Raw genomic sequence first — 22,536 nt, forward strand, 5'->3', positions numbered from 1 at the left:
TAAGGGATCGAACGCGCCTCCGGAACCACTAAACGCCGCACCGACCTACCGCCGGTAATGGCCGACTGGACGGAGAAGTACCGCCCGAGCACCCTTTCGGAGGTCCGCGGCAACGACAAGGCCCGCGACGCGTTCGCTGAGTGGGCGCGCTCGTGGGACGACCACCGCGAGGCCGTCGTGCTCCACGGGAGCCCGGGCGTCGGGAAGACGAGCGCGGCCCACGCGCTGGCGAGCGACATGGGCTGGGAGACGGTCGAACTGAACGCGTCCGACCAGCGCACCGCCGACGTCATCGAGCGCTTCGCGGGGCGGGCCGCCCGCAACGCCACCCTCGGCGGGAGCGCGGCCGGCGGCGGCGCGACCGGCGGCGACACGGCCTCCCGCCAGCTCGTCGTCCTCGACGAGGCCGACAACATCCACGGCAACTACGACCGCGGCGGCGCCTCGGCGATCACGAAGCTCGTCAAGGAGTCGGGCCAGCCGATCGTCCTGATCGCCAACGACTACTACGACATGGCGCGCGGGCTTCGCGACGCCACCCAAGAGATCGAGTTCCGCGACGTCTCCGCGCGCTCCATCGTCCCCGTCCTCCGGGACGTCTGCCGGAAGGAGGGGATCGAGTTCGAGTCGGACGCCTTAGAGCGGATCGCCGAGCGCAACCGCGGCGACCTCCGCGGCGCGATCAACGACCTGCAGGCGGCGACGGAGGGGCGAGATTCGATCGCGGTCGAGGACGTTGTCACGGGCGACCGCGACAAGGCGCTCGGGCTGTTCCCGTTCCTCGACGCGGTCCTCAAAGAGGAGTCGGCGGAGGAGGCGCTGCAGTCGGCGTACGCCGTCGACGAGACGCCCGACGACCTCACGAAGTGGATCGAGAACAACGTCCTCGACGTGTACGAGCCGGCCGAGGCGGTCCGGGCGTACGACTTCCTCGCGAACGCCGACGTGTGGCTCGGCCGCGTGCGCGCCACGCAGAACTACACCTACTGGCGCTACGCGACCGACAACGCGGCCGCCGGGGTCGCCGCCGCCCGCGACGGGGAGAAAGGCGGGTGGACGCGGTACGGCCGCCCGCAGTTCTGGAGCTCCTCGGACGCGACCGCCGACGAGGTGGTCGGGCAGATCGCGGCCAGGAGCGGCTGCAGCGTCGCGACCGCCCGACGCGAGGTGCTCCCCTTCCTGGAGACGGTCACGCACCACTGCAAGCCGCGCGAGCTGACGGTGGCGATGGCGGCCGCCTACGACCTCGACGAGGCGGGCGTCGCCTTCGTCACCGGCTCCGGCGAGTCCACCAACAAGGTCGCGTCGATCGTGGAGGACGCGCAGGCGCTCCGGGAGGAGCGGATGGAGGACCACGCCGAGGGCGCGTTCGCCGGCGGCACGCGGTCGGCGGAGGGGCTCGACGCGGACGGGACGGGTGGTGCCGACGGCGGCGACGAGTCGGATTCGGACGCGAGCGGCGGGACCGCGGACGCGGCCGGAAGCGACGCCGCCGACCCGGACGCAGGCGATCCGGACGCCGCAGACGGGAACGGAGAGGACGACGGACAGGCCGGGCTGAGCGACTTCTTCTGAGGTCCCCGCCGTCGCCCGCGGTGCTACGTCGTCGGCGAGCCGCCGGACTCGGTGGCGAGGCTCCCGCGACCCGGCCCCGTCGAGTCGACCTCGTCGACGCTCTCGACGCCCGCGAACTCGAAGCGCGCGCCGCCCGCCCGGCCCTCGGTCGCGGACACCGACCAGCCGTGTGCCTCGGCGATCCGCTCGACTATCGCGAGCCCGAAGCCGGTGCCGTCCGCCGCGGTCGTCCGCCCGGGCTCGAACACCGACTCCCGCTCCGCGGGGTCGATCCCCGGGCCGTCGTCCGCGACGTAGAACCCGTTCGGCAGCGCGCCGACGAAGACCCGGAGTGACGCGTCCGCCGGCCCGCCGCGTCGACTCGACGCGTCACCGGCGTCCGTGTCGTCCCCGCCCGACACCTCGCCGGGAGAGCAGCCGTCTGACGCCCCGTGTTCGATCGCGTTGCGGAAGAGGTTCTCCAGGGCCTGCCGGAGTCGACTTCGATCGCACTCGACCGTCGGGAGCGCCCCCTCGACGACGAGCGCGGTCTCGGGGCCGGCTCCGACCGTGCGCCACGCGGCGTCGACGACCGACCGGAGATCGACCGTCTCGGTCCCCTCGACGATGCGCCCCTCGCGGGCGAGCGCCAGGAGGTCGGCGGTGAGGTCGTCCATCCAGTCCAGGGCGTCGCGAGCGCGGTCGAGCCGCTCGTCGGCCGCCTCGCCGTCGAACTCCCTCGCCAGTTCGACGTTGCCGACGGCGACCGAGAGCGGATTCCGGAGGTCGTGGGAGACGACGCCGGCGAACTCCTCCAAGCGCTCGCGCTGCCGCTCCAGTCTGCGGCGGCGCTCGTCCTCCTCGCCTGCGGGGAGGAGGTAACCGACCACGTCGCCGCTCTCGTCGCGACGCCCGCGCTCCCGGACCCACGTGGGACCGTCGTCGACCGCGAGGCGGTAGGTGACGTCGACATCGTCGTCGTCGAGCGCCGATCGGAGGCGCTCGCGGTCCTCCTCGACCGTGGCCTCCATCCAGTCGTTCCGGGGGAGAGCGTCGACGTCCAGCCGCGGCTCGCCGGCGGCTTCGACGACGAACCGATCCGGATCGCCGTCCGGCCGTCGGTAGGCGACGCCCGGTCGACGCTCCATCTGCGGTAACACGTACCGATCGCTATCCTGTAGTATATTAAACCTTATCTATCTATCAGTTGTCTGACGTTCAGTATCAACTAGATTCGACGTGAAATCAAGGCTCAAGAGAGCGAAAAGAGTAGTTCGAGTCGAGAGACCGACTTTTGCGATCGGTACCGATATATTCGTATCACGAACCGAATACGTGTCTGACGGCGTGTACCGGGGTGATCCGGGCCCACCCGAGACGGCGCGCGAACTCCGAGGCGATCCGAGGTCGGGGGGGTTTTACCTCGCTCCGTCTCCTCGGCTCGGCCATGCGTGCGGCGATCCTTCGCGAGTACGGCGAACCGCTGGCGGTCCGCGACGTCCCCGCCCCGGACCCCGGACCGGACCAGGCCGTGGTCCGCGTGGCGGCCTGCGGCGTCTGTCGGAGCGACTGGCACGCCTGGATGGGCCACGGAGAGTGGGCCGACGACCGCGTCCCGCGCGGACAGGTGCTCGGCCACGAGCCCGCGGGCGAGGTGGTCGCAGTCGGACGGTCGGTCGAGCGCTTCGCGCCCGGCGACCGGGTCGTCGTCCCCTTCTCGCTCGGCGACGGCACCTGCCCGTACTGTCGCCGAGGCGCCGGCAACGTCTGCGCCGACGGGCGCGCGCTCGGCTTCGAGGCCGCCGCGCCGGGGGCGTTCGCGGAGCGGGTCGCCGTCCCCGCCGCCGACTACAACCTCGTCGAGCGCCCGCCGTGGCTCGACGCGCCCGCCGCGGCCGCGCTCGGCTGTCGGTACATGACCGCTTACCACGCGCTCGCGGAACGGGCCGGCCTCGGAGGCGGCGACGCCCTCGCGGTCCACGGCTGCGGGGGCGTCGGCCTCTCCGCGGTCCAGCTCGGCGACGCCCTCGGCGCCCGGGTCGTCGCCGTCGACGTCGACGACGACGCGCTCGACCTCGCGAGCGACCTCGGCGCCGACGATGTCGTGAACCCGAGTAACGTCCCGGACGGCGAGTCCGTCCCGGACCGAGTCAGAGACTTCACCGACGGCGGCGCCGACGTCTCGATGGACGCGCTCGGGATCGCCGAGACCTGCCGCAACTCGGTCCGGTCCGTGCGACCTCGCGGGACCCACGTGCAGGTGGGCCTGACCACCGAGGCCGAGCGCGGCGAGGTGTCGCTGCCGACCGACTGGATGACCCGCTGGGAGGTGTCGTTCGTCGGCTCTCGGGGCATGCCGCCGACGAGCTACGAGGACCTGTTCGCGCTGATCGAGGCGACCGACGTCGACCCCGGCGCGCTCGTGAGCGACGAGATTGCCCTCTCGGCGGTCTCTGACCGACTCGCCGCGCTGGGCGAGTACGACGTGCACGGCGTCGAGGTCGTCACCGAGTTCGAGGGGTGACCGGTTACGTACTCTGTCCGGGAACTGGGAGAAAATAAAACTTCTTTGAGGCTACTGCTATTTCCGAAGATTCATTATCATATCAATTTAGTGTTAATTATGGACAATCGAGGTGACATATCTCCGGGAGCAATTTACGGTGCAATAATCACTCTCGTAACTGCAGCGGTAGTGGGGATGATCGGCCTCAGGCTCCTCTCACCATTTGCAACACGTTGTGATGATTCAGGTGTTTTCACCGATGCATGTAACAAACTCACACTATCTCTTGGAGATACAATAGCTGATCTCGTGGGTCCACTTGGGTTGATGATTCTACTTGTATCACTCCTACTCGTCATCGCATCACAGGGCAGGTAAGTCGAATACTTCCTTTCCGAAAATTGGATGAGTGTCCGACAGAATCGCTTCGAACCCGAGATTATCACGCCGAGAACCCCCGGCTGTACCCTTCCCTCCAATTGAGGCGCTTCCCAGCCGCGATGAGGGCCTGACCCCATGACACGTCTCAATTGGGAATGACAATCGACGAATTGCTCTTCACTCCTCCCGCTCGGCGCCGAGCCCGGGGATCGCGACGCCTTCCTCGACGCGAGCCATCAGCTTCGACGCGGTGAGCACGAGGGCGAGGTACGTCACGCCGGTCACGATAAAGATGAGCGTGTACCGGAACGTCTCGGAGGCGATCCGGTCGGCTCGGTAGTACAGCTCCGGGACGGTGATGAACGCCGCCAGCGACGAGTACTTGATCAGGTAGACGAACTCGTTGGTCCACGACGGGATCGCGTAGCGGAGCCCCTGCGGCAGCACCACGTAGTAGATCGTCTCCAGCTTCGAGAGCCCGATCGCGCGGCCGGCGGTGATCTGGCCCTCCTCGACGCTCTCTAAGGCGCCGCGGATGTACTCCGCCTGGTAGGCGGCGCCGTTGAGCGTGAACCCGAGGATCGCCACCCACACCACGTTCCGCGGGAAGACGCCTGAGAGCGCCCCGGGGACGTAGCTCGCGAGGTTGAGCCCGTAGTAGAGCACGAACAGCTGGGCCAACAGCGGCGTGCCGCGCAAGAGCTCCGTGTACCCGAGCGAGAGCCACGAGGAGAACCGACCGTACACGCGGGCCACCGCCAGCGGGACGGCGATGAAGAAGCCCAAGACGAGGCTCACGCCGGTGATCACGACCGTGAGCCACGTCCCCCGCGCGAGCTCCGGGGTGAGCTCGACCACGAACGCGGCGTCCGCCGCGTACGCCGCGAGCCCGGGGAGGGCGGCGACCGCCGCCTCCACGGTCCCCGCCGGCACGAGCGGGTCGCCGACCGGGACGAGGACGCCGCCGAGCCACCGGTTGACCCAGCTGACGACGAGCCAGCCCCAGAACAGCGCGCCGGCGGCGAGGAGGAGGAGCCGGCCGACCGAGCGGTCGGACTCCGCGACGCGTTCCCGGACCGTCGCGGGTCTCGTCGCGCTCGCCATCAGTCGTGACTCGCGATGCGTTCGAGGAAGCGGCCGGTCCGCTCCTTCTCGGGTCGTTCGAACAGCTGTTCGGGCGGCCCGCGCTCGATCACGTGGCCCTCGTCGAGGAACACGATCTCGTCGGCGACGGCCCGGGCGAAGCTCATCTCGTGGGTGACGACGAGCATCGTCATCCCCTCGTCGACGAGCCCGTGCATCACCTCCAACACCTCGCCGATGAGCTCCGGGTCCAGCGCGCTCGTCGGCTCGTCGAACAGCATGAGCTTCGGCTCCATCGCCAGCGCGCGGGCGATGCCGACGCGCTGCTGTTGCCCCCCGGACAGCTCCGCGGGGTAGGAGTCGAGCTGGTCGGCAAGCCCGACGCGCTCGAGCTGCTCTTCCGCCCGCTCGAGGGCGTCGGCCTCCGGGAGGCCGAGCACCCGACGCGGGCCGAGCGCGACGTTGCCGCGCGCGGTCAGGTGCGCGAACAGGTTGAACCCCTGGAACACCATCCCGACCTCTCGGCGGAGCTCGTCGATGTCGAGGTCGGGCGAGAGCACCTCCTGTCCGTCGAGCCGGATCGACCCCTCCTGCGCCTCCGCGAGCCGGTTGACGCAGCGCAGCATCGTCGACTTGCCCGAGCCGGACGGGCCGATGAGGACGGTGACGTCGCCCCGGTCCATCTCGAAGGAGACGTCGTGGAGCACTTGCTCGTCGCCGTACCACTTCGAGACGTCGGTCACCCGGAGGAAGTCGCCGTCACTCACGCCGACTCACCCTCCGGGATGGCGTAGCGGCCGCCGAGGTAATCGAGCGCGCGGTTCGTCGTGAACGTGAGGACGAAGTAGATTGCACTGATGAAGAGGATGACTTCGAGCACCGCGGTCGTCTGCTCAGAGAACAGGTCGTACCCCCGAGTCAGGAGCTCCGCGAGCCCGATCGCGAAGACGATGCTGGTGTCTTTCAACACGATGGTGAACTCGTTTTGGAACCCCGGGATCGACCGACGCAGGGCCTGCGGGACGACGACGTACCGGACCGCCTCGAACCGCGAGAGCCCGATCGAGCGACCGGCCTCCAGCTGGCCGGCGTCGACGCTCGACAGCGCCGCCCGGAAGATCTGCGACTGGTAGGCGGCGCTGCGGAGGCCGAGCCCGAGTATCCCGGCGGTGACCGCCGAGGAGATCGAGGCGACTCCGAGGTTGATCTGCGGAACCCCGACGACGAAGTACATCACGATGAGGATCACGACGATCGGCGTTCCCCGGAGGACGATCCCCACGACGCTGACGACCCGTTTGAGGTAGCCGTCGCCGTACACCTCGACCGCGCCCGCCGGGAAGCCGACGAGGAAGCCGAGGAGGATCGACGCGACGGTGAGCCCGATCGTCAGCAGGGCGCCGACGCCGAGGTAGTCCGCGTTCCTGAGGACGAACTCCCAGTCGGCGGCCTCGCCGACGAAGGCGGGACCGGCCCTGACGACCGGCTGGGCGGGCGCGACGCCGAGGCTCTCGACCGACGCGAGCGCGAGCGTCCCCGCGACCGACATCCTACTCCTGCCCGAACCAGGTGCTGGTTATCTCCTCGTACGTGCCGTCCTCGCGGACCGTCGCGAGACCGTCGTTCAGCGCCGACTGGAACTCGGACTCGCCCTGGCGGAGGCCGAAGCCGAACCGCTCGCCGGTCTCCTCGACGAACGCGATCGTCACGTCGCGGTTGGCCGCGAACGTCTCGGCGACCGGGTTGTCGACGACGACGGCGTCGATGTTGCCGTTTTCGAGGTCCTCGACCGCGAGGACGTAGCTCCCGTACGTGCTGGCGTCGTCCTCGCCGATGATCCCCGGCTCGACGAGGTTCGACTGCACCTGGTCGGCGCCGGTCGTCCCCGACTGCGCGCCCACGCTGACGCCCTCGAAGTCCTCCCAGCCCGACGGCTGGAAGTCGCCGCCCTCGCGCACGAGGATCGCCTGGTCCGACTCCCAGTAGGGGTCGGAGAAGGCGATCGTCTCCCGGCGTTCGTCGTTGATCGTCATCGCCGCCGCGATGACGTCGATCTCCTCGTTCTGCGTGAGCGCCGGGATGAGCGAGCTGAACTCGAAGGTGGCCCACTCGCCGATCTCGTACTCGGTCTCTTCGACGACCGCCTCGAGCAGGTCGATGTCGAACCCGACGAGCTCGCCGTCCTGCTGCATCTCGAACGGCGGGAACCCCGGCGCGGTACCGGGCGTGATCGTGGTGCCGCTCCCGCCGTCGCCGAGGCACCCGGCGACGCCGGACAGCCCGACGGCGCTGGCGCCGCCGGTCAGCTTCAGGTACGTCCGACGACTCACGTCGGTTTCCGTGCGATATGGCATACGGGTGGGAGAACGGGGACTGATTTCAACCTTTCCTCCGCGGACGGGCGTCTCGCCGGTCGTCGTCCGAATCTCACCCGATCGATCCGGCGAATCGAAGAGGGGCCCGCCGTCGGTCGTGTCAGTCGCCGCCGATCGGCTCGGTGGCGGGTCCGGCGCCGTCGGCGTCGCGGGCGACCCACGCCGCGCCCGCGGCGAGCGCGGCCGCGACGCCGAGCGCGACGAGGTTAATGCGTGCCCAGCCCGCGGTGTACAACACGAGATCGCGACCTAACAGCAGCGTCACGACGAGCGCGGCCATCGCGCCGGCGGCGAGCAGGCGGACCCTCCCGGCCGCGGAGGCGCTCACGTCCGCGTAGCCCGACCGGACCGCCTCGGTGGCGAACGCGACCGTCGCGACGAGCCCGAGGTGGCCCGCGAGCCCGGTGACGTAGAAGCCGGCCTGCGCGCCCGGCGAGTAGGTGACGAACGGGACCGCCCGCGAGAAGACCGCGCTGGCGACGATTCCGGCGAGGCCGACGGTCGCCGCGATCCGGAGGAGCCGCGCCGACCCCCGGCCGCCGCCCCAGATGGTCGCCAGCCCGAGCAGCGTGAAGATCGTCAGCGCGACGATCAGGTGGGCCGCGTGCGTCGAGACGGTGTAGCCGCCGGGGACGAGCCCGCCGACCGTGACGGTGATCGCGCCGACGGTGATCTGCAGCGGGAGGATCGCGACCGCGAGGGTGGCCGCGAGCCGCGTCCGGCGGTCGAAGCTCCCGAGCCACGTCCAGCCCGCGGTCCCGATGATGAGGAACCCGGTCACCATCGCCCACGCGCGGTGGAACCACTCGATGAAGTCCGGGTTGATCGTCAGCGCGGGGATCAGCTGGTCGGAGCAAAGCGGCCACTGGGCCTCGCAGGCCAGCCCGGAGCCGGTCGCCGCGGTGTAGACGCCGAGCGCGAACAGCGTCAGCGTCATCCCCGTCGTCGCCGCCGCGTATCGCCTGAAGGTCAGCCACGCGGGCCGAAGACTCATTAGCCGAGTTCGGGCGCGAGCGCACTTAGACCGTTCGGACGCTCCACACGAGCGGGAACGAGACCGAACGAAGAGGACGGGTGTCACGACCGCCCGACTGCGCCGACTTCTTATAAACGAACGGCGCGGTGCCGTGCGGTGGCGCACGCCGTGAGCGGGCCGAAGGCCCGCGAACGACCGTGCGAGGGACGCGGTGAGCGCTCGAAGAGCGCGAACCGCGAGGCTGGGGTGGTGTGAGGTGCTGTGCGGAGCGGTGTGGGGTGGGACTCAAAGGGGCAGTCGCGACGACGAAGGCGGCCGAAGTAAGCACCGCAGCGAGTGAGCGGAGCGAACGAGCGAGGAGCGCACCGAGGCCCCCGAGTCGTCGCGACTGGGGCTTTGGAGGCGGTCACCACGCTGTCAACGAGTGGTTATAAGGAAGTGGCTGGACTCGGCGGCCGTCCGTCGAGCCGTCGCCAGCGACAGCTTATAAGCAACCGACGACACCGACAGAACCGCGGTCCCGATAAACGTCCTATCCCGATAATTCGCGCTTCGCTCGCCGCGCCCGCTCGGACATCTCCTCGTTGCCCTCGACGTCCGCGAGGGTCTCGACGGCCTCCAGGTTCCGCACCGCGTCGTCGAGGAACGAGAGCACGTCGCCGGTGTAGGCGTACACCATGTAGTCGTCCGTCATCACGTCCACGATCGCCTGCGGGCCGAGCCCCTCGGCGCGGAGCTCCAACACGTACCGCATGAACTTCTCCTCGGGACAGCCGCAGTAAGGGTTCGCCTGACAGTCGCAGTCGAGGAAGTCCTCGGCGAAGTCGAGGATCCGGTCGCGGGTCGTGGAGTCGAGCTTCGAGAGGCCGTCACCGGTGAACAGCATGTCGAGGGTCGCGCCGGCGAACGCGCCTTTCGGGACGTTCGTCTCCAGCTGGGAGGCGAGCTGCCGGTGGTTCTTCACGTAGATCTTGTCGGTGAACGCCACGGGTACCGCGAGATACGCCGGCTGGCAGTAAAAGCGGCGTGGTCGCTGTCGCCGTCCGCGGGACGTCCGTCCGAGACCGAGCGCGCCCGACCACCGCCCCGGGGCGAGTGCGGTCGATCGCCGAACGGCACCGGGTCACACGCCCGTCCGGGAGTCGTAACGGTTATTTATCAAAGCGGGATAGATATCGACGCGTGTCCGGGTTAGGGTAGTGGACTATCCTTCAGCCTTGTGGAGGCTGAGACGCGGGTTCAATTCTCGCACCCGGACCTTCTTCGAAACGCCGCTATCTGAGCAGCCGCGCGGCTAGAACTCGATCTCCGCCCCGTCCTCCGGCACCAGCACGCCATCTGTCTCCGAGCGGAGCTCCTCGCGCGAGAGCAGGCAGTGGTTGATCGACTCCATGTGGACCACGGCGACCGCGGCGTCGGTCGCCTCGCGGACGGCGGCGACGTCCTCGACACCCATCGTGATCGGCTCCCCGTGGTTGAACCGCGCCGCGCCGCCGTTGAGGACGACCGCGTCGGGGTCGAACCGCGCGAGGGTCTCCGCGACCGGCTCGTACCACACCGTGTCGCCGGCGACGTACAGCGTCTCGTCGCCCGCGAGGACGAACCCGGAGACCGGGCCCATCTTCTCGGCCAGCTCCCCGTGACCGTGTCGACCGGGCGTCCGGTAGAGGTCGACGCCAGCGAACGACGCCGCGTCCTCGACGGGGCGCACGTCGGTGAACCCCTCCTCGACGAACGCGTCGGCCTCCTCCGGCTGGCAGAACAGGGGGACGCCCGGGTCGAGCGCCTCTTTCGCCGCGTCGTCGAAGTGGTCGGGGTGGCGGTGGGTGACGATCACCGCGTCGTGCGAGAGATCGACGTCGGGCATCGGCACGAGCGGGTTGTTCCGGTCGTTGGGTGTGTCGTCGATCGGGGGGAGCGCGCCTTGCGACGCGAACAGCGGATCGACGAGAAAGGTCGTCCCGCCGACGGTCGCGAGGACCGTGGCGTTGCGAGCGAGGGTGACGCTGACGTCGGGGTTCGTTGCCATGGACGTCCCTTCGGCGGGCGCGCGGTTGTGGCTTGCGCCGGGGCCGGCGCCGTCGACCGATCGGCGCCCCGGTCGGTGTGCTCACTCGGGTGACGGCGGCGGACGCACCGACTCCGCGGATTCCGCCGGTCGGCCGTCGCCCTCGCCCTCGCCCTCGCCGTCGGCTCTCGGAAGCTCGACGACGAAGGCGGCGCCGCGCGGCTCGTTGTCCTCGACCCAGACGTCGCCGCCGAACTGCTCGGTCAGGACGGACACGAGGTAGAGCCCGATTCCCGACCCGGTGCTGTCGATGCCCTTCCTGCCTTTACCGAAGAGCTCCGGGCGAAGCTCGGCCGGGACGCCGGGGCCGTCGTCGGCGATTCGGAACCGAACGCGGTCCGGCGTGACCTCGCTCTCGACGGTCACCGTCGGCGTCTCGGTGTCGTTGTGCTGGACGGCGTTGTTCAGGAGGTTCCGGAACACCGAGGCCAGCATCCCGTTGGCGCGGACGGTGACGGACGGGAGCTCGCCGACGACCCGGAACGTCGCCTCGGGGTACGAGTCGCGCGCCGCCCGGAGCTCGCCTTCGAGCAGCTCTGCGGGATCGATCGGCTTCGTCTCGGGAGCGACGTCGTCCGCGAGCGAGTCGACGAAGTCGCGGGCGAGCTCCGTGAGCTCGATGACGTGCTCCGACTTCCGCAGCACGCGTTCGAGCGCGTCGCGCCCGTCGTCGTCGACGTGGTCCCGAAGCGTCTCGGCCCACCCGTGGACCACCGCCATGTCGTTGCGGATGTCGTGGCGCACCACGCGGTTCAGCGCCTCGAGCTGTTCGGTTCGCTCCTCGAGGCGGAGCCGATACGTCTCGCGACCGGTCACGTCGTCCACCGTGAGCAGCTCGCCGCTCGTCGCCCCGCCGGACGTGAACGCGTTCCGGGAGACCTGGTAGAAGCGCTGCCTCTCGCCGGAGCCGACGCGGATCACGTCGTCCTCGCCTCGGTCGACCGCCAGATGCGGCAGGACCGCGTCGAACGGCTCGCCGACCGCGTCGCGAAGCTCCGGGAACAGGAGCCGAGCGGCGCGGTTGAAGTCGCGGACGCGACCGGTCTGATCCAGGAAGACCGCGGCGGCGTCGCTCTCGGCGGCGAACTGGATCGTCTGGAACCGTCGGAAGTAGACGAACAGCGTGCCGAGCGCGAACAGCGCCACGCCCGGCGGCTCGTACATCAGCGGGAGGAGCCGCGGGGACGAGGCCCCGAAGACGGTGCCGACCGTCGGGATTGCGGTGGCCGCGACGAGCGCGATCAGCGGCCGGCTGTCGGTGCCCGTGTAGAAGAACTGTTCGAGTAGCATGAAGAAGCCGACGGCGATGACGGCGTACGAGAGCCCGAGCACCGCCCAGTAGAGGAGCTCGTGCCGGATGGCCAGGTGCGGAAACGGTTCGGTCGTCCACGCCGTCGAGAAGTAGAGCCCGTGGACCGGGTTCGTGAACTTCAGGAGGGCCGTCGCGGCGAACACGGCGGCCGCCGCCCGCCGGTAGGGGGCGTGTCGCGGCGACCGGCCGGTGTAGGCGGCACAGAAGTAGAGCCACGCGGCGACCGCGAACAGCGCGAACACGAACCCGACGATGTAGAACCCGACCTTCGCCGCCTCGCCGGGGGCGACGAGGTACCCGACGTAGCCGCCCGCCCAGAGCGTCACGGCGAGCAGCAGAGCGACGAACCCCTCGCGCGTCTCGGGGTGGCGAATCTGCAGCGCACGGGGAACCGCCGCGACGCACGCGAGCGCCGAGGCCGAGAAGACGGAGACGTGAGCGAGCAAGACCGGGTCCATGTGTCGAACGTGGCGTACCTCGGCGCGGCGTCCGATAACGGTTCGGATGTCGCCGCTTACCTATCCGAAGATCCGCAGGAGTCCGAGCGTCCACCGCGCCAGTTCGGAGCAGACGAAGAGGACGCCCTCGGACCGGGAGAGCCGCCGCCCGGACCACAGCGCCGCGACCATCAGCACCGTGAGGACCGTCAGCCAGAGCAGCGTCTCGATCGCCGCACCCCCGACCGCGAGCGGGCGGATCAGCGCCGCGATCCCCAGGATGCCGAGCACGTTGAACACGTTGCTGCCGACGACGTTGCCCACCGACATCCCCACGTGGCCCTGTCGCATGGCGACGAGCGAGACGGCGAGCTCCGGCGTCGACGTGCCCGCCGCGACGATCGTCCCGCCGATGGCCCAGTCCGAGACGCCGACGCCCCGCGCCAGCGACGACGCGGCCTCGACCATGAAGTGCCCGCTGACGAGCACGAGGGCCAGCCCGCCGAGGAGCAGCAGCGCGTCTCGGGCGCGGTGCGAGAGCCGCGTCGGGACCGCGCCGGTGAGCCGGGAGTCCGTGTACTCGGTCTCGATCGAGTGCGCCGTGCTCTCGTCCCGGATCAGGTACAGCGTGTACGCGGCGAACGCCCCGACGAGGAGGGCGCCCTCGACCGCGGTGACGGTCCGGTCGAACAGGACGGCGACCCCGGCCAGCGTCGAGCACACCAGCGCGACCCCGTCGCGGTGGACGAGCGACCGCTCGACCGGGATCACCCGCAGCAGCGACACCGCGCCGAGGATAAAGGCGAGGTTGTAGGCGTTCGAGCCGACGACGTTGCCGACGCCGATCTCGCCGAGCCCCGCCAGCGCGGCGTCGACCGTCACGACCAGCTCCGGCGTCGACGTGCCCATCGCGACGATCGTCAGCCCGGTCGTGAGCTCGCTCACGCCGAAGCGCCGCGCGATCCGCACCGCCGAGTCGACGAGCGCGCGGGCGCCGATCCAGAGGCCGACGACGGTGACTCCGCCGATCGCCAACTGACCGATCGCCGATCCCAGGGCCATATGAGCGACACGTCTCGCGAGGCGGTAATAAAATCCGTCCACGGAGCCGCGCGCTCTCGGACCGGCCCCGTTTCCCACCCTGTACTTATCCGTCGGCCGGTCGTCACGTCATCGCATGTACGGACGTGAGACTCCGTGAGGCGCCGAGACCTGGTCCGAGCGGGAGTCGCGGCCGGCGCGGCCGGTCTCGCGGGGTGTGCGAGGGACGGCGACGAACCGGCGTTTACCGAGGGGTTCGAGGACGGCATCGGCGACTGGGAGGCCGGCGCCGCGATCGGCCCCGAAGTGGACCTCGAGGACTTCGCGTGGGAGGTCGGCGTCTCCGAGGAGGCGGCGGCCGCCGGCGAGCGCTCGCTCCGGATCTGGAACCAGGGCGACTACGACGACGGCGTCACGTGGGCCGTCCACCCGGTCCCGATCGACTCCAGCGAGTCGTATCGGATCGAGGTGAGCGGGCGGTTCTGGAGCGAGTCGGAGTCGTTCAACACGATCCGACACGCGCTGATGCGGCTGGCCCCGGAGCCGCCGGAGAGGGAGGAGGACTTCCCGCAGCCCGGGCTCAACACCACGGACCTCGGCGAGACTCCGTACGGCGGGCTCCGCGACGCGCTGTGGCTCGCCGACGGCTGGCGCGACTACTCATTCGAGTGGACGACGCCGGAGCTGTCGACGGACACGCTCCACCTCGCCGTCGGCACGGCCGTGATCTGGGAGGCGGACGCGACTCACTACGTCGACGACCTCTCGGTGCGCGTCGAGGCCCGATGACCCGCGGGACCGATGGCGCGGACGACGCGCCGGACGATAGCACCGGCGACGACACCGCCGACACGATGCGCGGGCGGGCCGGCGAGAGCCGGGTGAAGCTCTGGCTGCTGCTTCGGGCGGACCGGCTCGTCGTCGCGGGGGTCCTGACGGCCCTCGTCTTCGTCGCGTCGGTCGCGGTCGCCGCGGGGGTCTCGCCCTCGCTCGCGGAGAAGGTCGGGGCGAAGGACCCGATCGAGACGCTGTTCTCGGCGATGATCACGGCGATCGTCACCGGGGCGACGCTGGTCGTCACGATCGGCCAGCTCGTGCTCACGCAGGAGAACGGGCCGCTCGGCGATCAGCGGGAGCGAATGGACGGCACGCTCGCGGTCCGGGACTCCGTCGCGGACCTGACCGGTTCGCCGGCCCCGACCGACCCGGCCGCGTTCCTCGACGCGCTCCTCGGCGCCGCGTCGGAGCGCGCCGACGCCCTCCGCGAGTCGGTTCGCGACCGCGGCGCGGACGGGTCCGGTGAGGCCGACCGCCCCGACGAGTCCGCCCTCGGGGAGGACGTCGACGAACTGGCGTCGACCGTCGTCGGGGAAACCGAGGCCGTTCGCGAGCGGCTCGACGGCGCTCGGTTCGGCTCCTTCGACGTGGTGTTCGCCGCCCTGGACTTCGCGTACGGCCGGGAGATCGGGCGGGTCGAACGGCTCGACGACGACCACGGCGAGGCGCTCACCGCCGACGAGCACGACCTGCTCGGGGAGCTGAAGGAGTCGCTGTCGCTATTCGGCCCCGCCCGCGAGCACGTGAAGACGCTGTACTTCCAGTGGGCGCTGATCGACCTCTCTCGGCTGATACTGTACGCCGCGGTGCCGGCGCTGGTCGTCGCGGGCGCCATGGTCGCGGTCGTCGACACCGGGACGTTCACGGGAAGCACGCTCGGGGTCGACCACCTCACGCTGGTCGTCGCGGGCGCGTTCGCCGTCACGCTGCTCCCGTTCTCCCTTTTCGTCTCCTACGTGCTCCGCGTCCTCACCCTCGCGAAGCGGACGCTCGCCATCGGGCCGCTGGTGCTGCGGGACTCGGAGTAGGCGAGCGCCGCCCTCCGGGCGTGAGAATGTCGCCCGCGAAACTACCGGGCGGGAATCCACTAACACACCCGGTGAGGGAGTACGCGGCCGTCACGTCGCGGCCGGACGGGCACCGTTCACCGGAGGAAGCGTTTGAACTCGAGAGCTCCGTCACACGGGAATCCTGATAACGGCTGAACGGGGCGACTGATTCGACCGCGTCGTTCCGACTACTCCGTGTCGGCAACTGAATCGCCGATCCAAGGTCGTCGACGAGCGTCGCCCAACCCCTACTCCACACGCTGACTGCTCGACTGTGGTATCCGATTATTCCTGAAATAATGGCAAAAATATCCGAATATATTTGAACGTTTTTGGCAAATTAGGAAAATAATACAAAGATACCAACACTAATCCGTCTTGCATATAGAATTTGCATTGCCGAGGGAGACGAGAGAAAATGACAAAATTCAATGCGTTTTCGCGACGGGACGTACTGGGAGGAATCGGCGGCCTGACGGTGGCGGGACTGGTGAGTGGTACCGACTTCGCTTCCCACGAGGAAGGGTCCGGAGAGAAAAACTTCGCAGAAATCGCTTTCAGCGACCAGCGGTCGGACGGAACCTCCGTGACGGTGGACCGGACCTACGTCGAACAGGACGGGTTCATCACGATCCACACGTGGGATTTGGTTACCCAGCAGGACGGGGCCGGATCGCTGATCGGGGCGTCACGGCTGCTCGAAGCGGGGGAGAACGGCGAAGGGAAAGAGCATCTGGACGAGACCGTCGAACTGTTCGATGCTGACACCGGCGTGTTGCCGGAGGTCGCGGAGCAGGAGCGACTCACGGAGAGCCAGACGTTGATCGCGGTTCCCCACAGGGACATGGACCACAGTGAGAAGTTCGATTCGTCAGTCGACGTTCCGTTTTCGGAGGGGAGTCGGCTCCGGACCGACCTTCCTGCCGACGGCGCAGTCAACGACGTAGCCGACGTGAGCCTCTAGCGGTACGACACTGGTAGTCGCTACTCACGCCGCCGCCGACTAACCGTTCGTCAAGCATTTTTTGAGAGCGGTACGTCGTCGGTCGCCGAATTAGTCGAACTCGACCAATGATTCTTCGATAATTGGTCTCACCGATGGTCGGCTGTTCGAGATCCGATATATCAGTTATAGATAGCACTACTGCAAATCTGAGATGTCGCCCGCAACACTAACGACCGGTCTCATCTCCGGCGGCGTGCCGCGTCGACCGGGAAACCCTCGTGGCGGGCGGTCGCCTGCGCGGCGACGGGCGGGTCGCGTCAGCGACCGGATGTGACGCGCCTGGGTTCTCCGCGCTGTCATCGCTCCCATCGGGGAGTACTCGGGCGGGGACTGAGGGCGCGCAGTCGGACGTAGCCGACGGACCGATTTAAACGGTCCGCCCCGCGCTCAGTCGTCCTGCTCGGCGCCGGCGACGACCACGCGATCGCCGTCGTCTTCCTGCCGCTCCGAGACCGAGACCGGGTCGATCCCGCGGCGGGAGGCGTCGAACTCCGAGAGGCCGTACACGAGCCCAGCGAGCAGCAGGGCGCCGACCGGGAGCAGGACGAGCGGCGTCACGCGGGTGATTCCCCAGACGACGAGCAGGAGGGCGACCACGGCGGCGACGGTGACCGCGTAGTAGATCTGCGTCCGGACGTGGTCGATCAGGTCGGCGCCGGTGAACGTCGCCGAGAGGACGGTCGTGTCGGAGATCGGGGAGCTGTGGTCGCCGAAGATGGCGCCCGAGAAGATGACGCCGACCATCGCCGCGACGAGCGTGTGGCCCGCCGCTCCGCCGCCGCTGATCTCCCACGCGATCGGGATCGCGATCGGGGTGACGATCCCCATCGTCCCCCACGAGGTGCCGGTCGAGAAGGCGATGACGCCGGCGACGACGAACACGAGAGCCGGCAGGAGCGCCGGCGAGACGGAGCCCACGGCGACGTTCGCGACGTACTCCCCGGTTCCGAGGGCGTCGATCGCCCCGCCGATCCCCCAGGCGAGCACGAGAATGGAGGCCGCGGTGAGCATGATCCCGAAGCCGTCGATGGTGTACTCGGTCGCGTCGCCGAACCCGAAGATGTCGTAGACCCGCCCGAGGACGAAGCCGCTGGCGACCATCGCGAACGAGCCGATCATGAGCGCCACCTCGTAGGAGGCGTTGAGCGCGGCGTCCCACAGCCGCCCGCCGGCCGCGCCGAACTCGCCGGCGAGGAGGTCGCCGCCGAAGCCGACCGGAGAGAACTCGCCGGACCACAGCGCGGTCCCGACCGTGACGGCGACGAGCACCCCCACGGGGACGAAGAAGTTGGCGAGCCGCGGCGTCGACGCCGGCGGTTCGCCGAGCTCGCCGGCGACGTCCTGCATCGGCACGGCCTCGTCGCGGGTCACCTTCCCGGAGGTCCACGAGCGATGCTCCGCGGTTAGCATCTCGCCGTAGTCCCGCCCGGAGCCGACGATCAGGAGGACCATCACGATCGCGAGGATCGCGTACATGTTGAACGGGATCGACGAGACGAACACCTCGAACGTGCCGGGACGGTTCGCCTCCGCGACCCCGGCGGACTCGTACCCCTCGGTGATGAGCGAGAGCTGGAACGCGACCCACGAGGAGATCCCCAGCGTCGCCACCGGCGCGGCGGTGGAGTCGACGATATACGAGAGCTTCTCGCGGGAGATCCGGAGGCGGTCGGAGACGTCCTTCATCGCCGAGCCGACGATCGCGGTGTTGGCGTAGTCGTCGAAGAAGAGGACGATTCCGAGCCCCCAGGCGACCAGCCCGGCCTGTCGCTGGGAGTCGAGGCGTTCGAGCGCCCAGTCGCGGACCGCGGCGGTGCCGCCGAGGTTCCACACCATGGCGACGCCGGAGCCGAGCAGCAGGGTGAACACGAGGATGGTCGCCTGGAACTCGTCGGAGACGGCCGCGACGATCCACTCGAACGTCTGGACGATCCCGAGCCCGCCGGTGACGATGACGGCCCCCGACCAGATGCCGAGGAACAGCGACAGCACCGCCTTGCGGGTGATCACCGCCAACACGATCGCGAGCAGCGGCGGGGCGACTGACAGCGCTCCGAAGTCGGTCATAACCGCCACCACTCGCGCGAGAGTATTTAATACCACCTCGTGATCATAGACTGATAAATCGACGAGAATATGTCCCGATCGCGAACTGATCGCGTGTCGATGACGGCTGCGGTGATCGTTCGTCGCTCGATTTCCGTTTCCGGATCCGGATTCGAGATTTGCCGAATTGGGGTGTCGGCCGACGGTTCCCGCCCGCGACCGGCGGTATCGGCGCGTATCCGAACGCACTTACGTCCCTGCGACCGACCCACGCGCAATGTCTGTACGAGTCGGCATCCTCGGCGCCACCGGCGCCGTGGGTCAGCGGTTCATCCAGTTGCTCGACGACCACCCGACGTTCGACCTCGCCGCCGTCACCGCGAGCGCGGAGAGCGCCGGGAAATCGTACCGCGAGGCCGCCAAGTGGCGCGTGGACACGCCGATTCCCGAGGGCGTCGCGGAGATGGAAGTCGCGGAGACGACGCCCGCGGGGATCGCGGACGACGACGTCGACCTCCTGTTCTCGTCGCTCCCCTCGGGCGTCGCCGCCGAGGTCGAGCCCGCCTTCTTAGAGGAGGGGTACGTCGTCTCCTCGAACTCCTCGAACGACCGCATGGCCGCGGACGTCCCGCTCACGATCCCCGAGATCAACCCCGGCCACCTCGACCTGATCGAGGTCCAGCGCGACGAGCGCGGCTGGGACGGCGCGCTCGTGAAGAACCCGAATTGCTCGACGATCACGATGGTGCCCACGCTCGCGGCGATCGACCGCTTCGGCGTCGAGAGCGTCCGCGTCTCCACCCTGCAGGCGGTCTCGGGCGCGGGCTACTCGGGCGTCACCTCGATGGAGATCATCGACAACGCCATCCCGCACATCGGCGGCGAAGAGGAGAAGATGGAGACGGAGTCGCGCAAGCTCCTCGGCGAGTTCGACGGCGCGGAAGTCCACCTCCACGGCGCCGACGTGGCGGCCTCCTGTAACCGGATCCCCACCCTCGACGGCCACCTGGAGAACGTCTTCGCTGAGTTCGCCGAGGACCCGTCCCCGGCCGACCTCCGCGAGGCGATGCGCTCGTTCGAGGGCGCCGGCGCGCTCCCGAGCTCGCCCGACCAGCTCATCAAGGTGTTCGGCGAGGACGAGCCGGAGCGCCCCCAGCCCCGCCTCGACCGCACGTACGCGGACGGGATGGGCATCGTCGCCGGCGGCGTCCAGTCGACGGACGCCGGCGCGAAGTACAACTGCCTCGCGCACAACACGATCCGCGGCGCGGCGGGCGCCTCGCTGTTGAACGGCGAGCTGCTCGTCGAGGAAGGGTACGTATAGACCGCCGCGGCGACGGTCGCGTCTCGATCCGGCGGCGCGTTCCCTCGGCTACGACGCCTATTCTCGGTTGAGTTCGACTCGCGCGCCCCCGTCGAGCGACCGAAGCGGACTCGCGTCGTCGATCTCGGCGACTACGGTCACCGGACCGGCGGCGCGGGGGTCCCCGTCCGTGCTGGCGGGCGTCGGTCCCCAGAACAGGCAGAGCGCGTTCCCGCGGGGCCAGTAGGCGATCGCCCCGACCGGGACCGTCTCGCGCGCGTTTTCCGCCGGAACGTCGACCGGGACGTCGAAGTACAGCTCGTCGCCCCACCGCGCCGCGTCGCCCGCGAGCGGGAGCGCGCTCTCGATCGCGTCGGCGGTCTCCGGGGCGTCGTCCGTCCACGTCGCCGTCAGCTCGCGGTCGCCGACGCGGACCCGCAGGTCGCTCATTTTCCTTCGAACTCGGGCTCGCCGTCGCCCATGAACGCCGTGACGCCCTCCATGAGGTCGTCGGTGTTCATCACGTGGCCGAAGCCCATCGCCTCCACCTCGAGGCCGGCCTCGGCGTCGGTGCGGCCGGCGTGCATCGCGCGCTTCGTGTACTTCTGGGCGATCGGCGGCCCGGCCGCGAGCGACTCGGCCAGCTCGCGCCCGCGCTCGTCGAGCTCGTCGCCGGGGACGACCTCGTTGACGAAGCCGTACCCCGCCAGCGTCTCGGCGTCGTAGCGCTCGGCGGTGAAGATGATCTCCTTCGCGCGCCCCTCGCCGACGATCCGGGCGAGCCGCTGCGTGCCGCCCCATCCCGGGAGGAGCCCGAGGTCGTGCTCGGGCTGGCCGAGCTCCGAGCGCTCGGAGGCGACCCGCATGTCGGCCGCGGTCGCGAGCTCCATCCCGCCGCCGAGGCAGTAGCCGTCGATGGCGGCGACGACGGGCTTGTCGGAGTCCTCCAGCTTGCCGAACGTCTGCTGTCCCTCCCGCGAGAGCTCGACGGCGGTGATCGGGTCCGCGCCGCCGGCGGCCATGCTCTGTACGTCGGCGCCGGCGGAGAAGGCGCGGTCGCCGGCGCCGGACAGCAGGATCGCCCGCACGTCGTCGCTGGCGTCGAGTCGGTCGATCGCGTCGGCGAGCTCGTCGAGCAGCTCCCCGCTGATCGTGTTCATCCGGTGCGGGCGGTCGATCTCGACGTGGCCGACGCGGTCCGCGACGGAGACGTTGAGGGTGTCGTAGGCGGCGAAGGGGTCGCCCCCGTCCTCGGCGTCGCTTCCCTCGACGCCGTCCCCGCCGTGGAACCCGCCCGCCGTCGCGGCCTCCCGGAGGTACTCGGTCGCCTCGTAGCGTTCCTCCCCGGTCTCCTCGTGGAGGTCGTCGAGGACGTCGACGAGGGCGGCGAGCCCCTCGTTGTCCGCCAGCTTCGCCGGGCCGTCCGGGAACCCGGCGCCGAGCATCACGGCGCGGTCGATGGCGGGCGCGTCGGCGACGTCGTTGCCGATCAGCCCCGCGACCTCGTTGGCCATCACGGCGAGCAGCCGCTTCCGGACGTCCTCGTCGATCGCGTCCGTGGGAATCTGGACGCCGCCGTCCTCGTAGTCGTAGAACCCCTTGCCGGTCTTCTTGCCGAGCTCCTCCCCTTCGAACTTCTCGACGAGGAGCGGGCAGGGACGGTACGCCTCCCCGAGGGTCTCGTGCATGTACTCCAAAACGTGATATCCCACGTCGATGCCGACCTGGTCGGTGAGCTCGAACAGGCCCATCGGGAGCCCCACGTCGAACTTCGTCGTGGAGTCGACCGCCTCCATCGTGGCGTCGCCGGACTCGACGATCCACGCCGCCTCGTTCATCAGCGGGACCAAGATTCGGTTGACGATGAAGCCGGGGCTGTCCTTCCGGACGCGGACGGGGGTCTTCCCCATCTCCTCCGCGAGCCCCTCGATCAGTTCGAGGGTGTCCTCGGAGGTGTGTTTCCCGGAGATGACCTCGACGAGGTCCATCCGGACCGGCGGGTTGAAGAAGTGCATCCCGCAGAAGCGCTCGGGGCGGTCGGTCACCTCGGAGAGCTCGGTGATCGAGAGGCTGGAGGTGTTGGTGACGAAGACGGCCTCTTCGGGCGCGTACTCGACGACCTCGTCGTACACGTCCTTCTTGATCGACATCTTCTCGGGGACGACCTCGACCACCACGTCGGCGTCGGCGAGCGAGGCCTCCAGGTCGACGAACGTCCGGACGCGGTCGAGCGCCGCCTCGGCCTCGTCGTCACCGATGCGGTCCTTCTCGGCGAGCTTGCCGAGCGACCACTCGATCTGGTCGTACCCGTCCTGGACGAGCTCCTCCTCGATGTCCCGCAGCGCCACGTCGTAGCCGGCGAGCGCGGCGACCTCCGCGATGCCGTGACCCATGTTCCCGGCGCCGAGGACCGTCACGTGCTGGACGTCTTCGAGCTGCATACGGCAAGGGTCGGAACCGCCATGGTTGAACGTTTCCATCTTCCAAACGGAAAACTCGCTGTAAGTTTATTAAGTGGGCGGCGAGCGGGCGCCGAGCGCGACCGCCGCCGCGACCGAAACG

General features: G+C 69.3%; 20 protein-coding genes and 1 tRNA gene. 8 read left to right on the plus strand and 13 right to left on the minus strand.

Going from position 1 to position 22,536, the window contains the following annotated elements:
- The first annotated feature begins 57 nt into the window (after positions 1-57).
- The gene (locus tag FGM06_RS00985) at positions 58-1,575 is read left to right on the plus strand and encodes a replication factor C large subunit (RefSeq protein WP_144796583.1); all 1,518 of its coding nucleotides are present in this window, start codon (positions 58-60) and stop codon (positions 1,573-1,575) included.
- Positions 1,576-1,598: 23 nt separating this feature from the next.
- On the opposite strand, the gene FGM06_RS00990 is transcribed toward FGM06_RS00985, so the two are convergent.
- On the minus strand, positions 1,599-2,702 hold the full coding sequence (locus tag FGM06_RS00990) for a sensor histidine kinase (protein WP_144798490.1): 1,104 nt from the start codon (positions 2,700-2,702) through the stop codon (positions 1,599-1,601).
- A gap of 299 nt (positions 2,703-3,001) precedes the next feature.
- On the opposite strand from FGM06_RS00990, the gene FGM06_RS00995 reads away from it, so the two are divergent.
- Together FGM06_RS00995 and FGM06_RS01000 are read left to right on the plus strand one after the other, a co-directional pair.
- On the plus strand, positions 3,002-4,078 hold the full coding sequence (locus FGM06_RS00995) for an alcohol dehydrogenase catalytic domain-containing protein (RefSeq protein ID WP_144796585.1): 1,077 nt from the start codon (positions 3,002-3,004) through the stop codon (positions 4,076-4,078).
- A gap of 99 nt (positions 4,079-4,177) precedes the next feature.
- On the plus strand, positions 4,178-4,438 hold the full coding sequence (locus FGM06_RS01000; RefSeq protein ID WP_144796587.1) for a hypothetical protein: 261 nt from the start codon (positions 4,178-4,180) through the stop codon (positions 4,436-4,438).
- A 180-nt stretch (positions 4,439-4,618) separates the two neighbouring features.
- On the opposite strand, the gene FGM06_RS01005 is transcribed toward FGM06_RS01000, so the two are convergent.
- The 6 genes from FGM06_RS01005 to FGM06_RS01030 form a co-directional block, all read right to left on the minus strand.
- The gene (locus FGM06_RS01005) at positions 4,619-5,545 is read right to left on the minus strand and encodes an amino acid ABC transporter permease (RefSeq protein ID WP_144796589.1); all 927 of its coding nucleotides are present in this window, start codon (positions 5,543-5,545) and stop codon (positions 4,619-4,621) included.
- Positions 5,545-6,291, minus strand: coding sequence for an amino acid ABC transporter ATP-binding protein (locus FGM06_RS01010; RefSeq protein ID WP_144796591.1), 747 nt, complete (start codon positions 6,289-6,291; stop codon positions 5,545-5,547). The genes FGM06_RS01005 and FGM06_RS01010 overlap by 1 nt, the downstream gene beginning before the upstream one ends.
- Complete coding sequence (locus FGM06_RS01015; RefSeq protein ID WP_144796594.1) at positions 6,288-7,073, minus strand: amino acid ABC transporter permease; 786 nt, start codon at positions 7,071-7,073, stop codon at positions 6,288-6,290. Before FGM06_RS01015 ends, FGM06_RS01010 begins: the two co-directional genes overlap by 4 nt.
- A gap of 1 nt (position 7,074) precedes the next feature.
- A complete protein-coding gene (locus tag FGM06_RS01020) occupies positions 7,075-7,878 on the minus strand; it encodes a basic amino acid ABC transporter substrate-binding protein (protein ID WP_144796596.1) in 804 nt (267 codons plus the stop codon).
- Between the two features lie 121 nt (positions 7,879-7,999).
- Positions 8,000-8,893, minus strand: a complete 894-nt coding sequence (locus tag FGM06_RS01025) for a COX15/CtaA family protein (RefSeq protein ID WP_394348605.1) — start codon at positions 8,891-8,893, stop codon at positions 8,000-8,002.
- Between the two features lie 514 nt (positions 8,894-9,407).
- Positions 9,408-9,863 (minus strand): DUF5814 domain-containing protein, encoded by a 456-nt coding sequence (locus tag FGM06_RS01030; protein WP_094522079.1) that lies wholly within the window; start codon positions 9,861-9,863, stop codon positions 9,408-9,410.
- A gap of 197 nt (positions 9,864-10,060) precedes the next feature.
- Here FGM06_RS01030 and FGM06_RS01035 point away from each other — a divergent pair.
- Positions 10,061-10,133 (plus strand) — tRNA-His (locus FGM06_RS01035).
- A 36-nt stretch (positions 10,134-10,169) separates the two neighbouring features.
- On the opposite strand, the gene FGM06_RS01040 is transcribed toward FGM06_RS01035, so the two are convergent.
- From FGM06_RS01040 to FGM06_RS01050, 3 genes are all read right to left on the minus strand, one after another.
- Entirely contained in the window at positions 10,170-10,904 is a 735-nt protein-coding gene (locus tag FGM06_RS01040) for an MBL fold metallo-hydrolase (protein ID WP_144796598.1), read from the minus strand.
- Between the two features lie 81 nt (positions 10,905-10,985).
- Entirely contained in the window at positions 10,986-12,713 is a 1,728-nt protein-coding gene (locus tag FGM06_RS01045; protein ID WP_144796600.1) for a sensor histidine kinase, read from the minus strand.
- A gap of 60 nt (positions 12,714-12,773) precedes the next feature.
- Positions 12,774-13,754, minus strand: a complete 981-nt coding sequence (locus FGM06_RS01050; RefSeq protein WP_144796602.1) for a calcium/sodium antiporter — start codon at positions 13,752-13,754, stop codon at positions 12,774-12,776.
- 135 nt (positions 13,755-13,889) lie between these two features.
- On the opposite strand from FGM06_RS01050, the gene FGM06_RS01055 reads away from it, so the two are divergent.
- The 3 genes from FGM06_RS01055 to FGM06_RS01065 all read left to right on the plus strand — a co-directional run bounded on the left by FGM06_RS01055 (position 13,890) and on the right by FGM06_RS01065 (position 16,583).
- On the plus strand, positions 13,890-14,522 hold the full coding sequence (locus tag FGM06_RS01055) for a hypothetical protein (protein ID WP_144796605.1): 633 nt from the start codon (positions 13,890-13,892) through the stop codon (positions 14,520-14,522).
- Complete coding sequence (locus tag FGM06_RS01060; RefSeq protein WP_144796607.1) at positions 14,519-15,598, plus strand: hypothetical protein; 1,080 nt, start codon at positions 14,519-14,521, stop codon at positions 15,596-15,598. Before FGM06_RS01055 ends, FGM06_RS01060 begins: the two co-directional genes overlap by 4 nt.
- A 439-nt stretch (positions 15,599-16,037) precedes the next feature.
- The gene (locus FGM06_RS01065; RefSeq protein ID WP_144796610.1) at positions 16,038-16,583 is read left to right on the plus strand and encodes a DUF7282 domain-containing protein; all 546 of its coding nucleotides are present in this window, start codon (positions 16,038-16,040) and stop codon (positions 16,581-16,583) included.
- Between the two features lie 429 nt (positions 16,584-17,012).
- On the opposite strand, the gene FGM06_RS01070 is transcribed toward FGM06_RS01065, so the two are convergent.
- Positions 17,013-18,692, minus strand: coding sequence for a Na+/H+ antiporter NhaC family protein (locus tag FGM06_RS01070; protein WP_144796611.1), 1,680 nt, complete (start codon positions 18,690-18,692; stop codon positions 17,013-17,015).
- 256 nt (positions 18,693-18,948) lie between these two features.
- On the opposite strand from FGM06_RS01070, the gene asd reads away from it, so the two are divergent.
- Entirely contained in the window at positions 18,949-19,995 is a 1,047-nt protein-coding gene (gene asd, locus FGM06_RS01075; RefSeq protein ID WP_144796613.1) for an aspartate-semialdehyde dehydrogenase, read from the plus strand.
- 57 nt (positions 19,996-20,052) lie between these two features.
- Here the strand turns inward: asd and FGM06_RS01080 are convergent, their stop codons facing one another.
- Both FGM06_RS01080 and FGM06_RS01085 read right to left on the minus strand, forming a co-directional pair.
- On the minus strand, positions 20,053-20,424 hold the full coding sequence (locus tag FGM06_RS01080; RefSeq protein WP_144796615.1) for a cyclophilin-like fold protein: 372 nt from the start codon (positions 20,422-20,424) through the stop codon (positions 20,053-20,055).
- Positions 20,421-22,415: a 3-hydroxyacyl-CoA dehydrogenase/enoyl-CoA hydratase family protein gene (locus FGM06_RS01085; RefSeq protein WP_144796617.1), complete on the minus strand. Its 1,995-nt coding sequence runs from the start codon at positions 22,413-22,415 to the stop codon at positions 20,421-20,423. The genes FGM06_RS01080 and FGM06_RS01085 overlap by 4 nt, the downstream gene beginning before the upstream one ends.
- Positions 22,416-22,536: the final 121 nt, after the last annotated feature.

It is taken from the genome of Halorubrum depositum (genome assembly GCF_007671725.1).
In the GTDB taxonomy this organism is placed as follows: domain Archaea; phylum Halobacteriota; class Halobacteria; order Halobacteriales; family Haloferacaceae; genus Halorubrum; species Halorubrum depositum.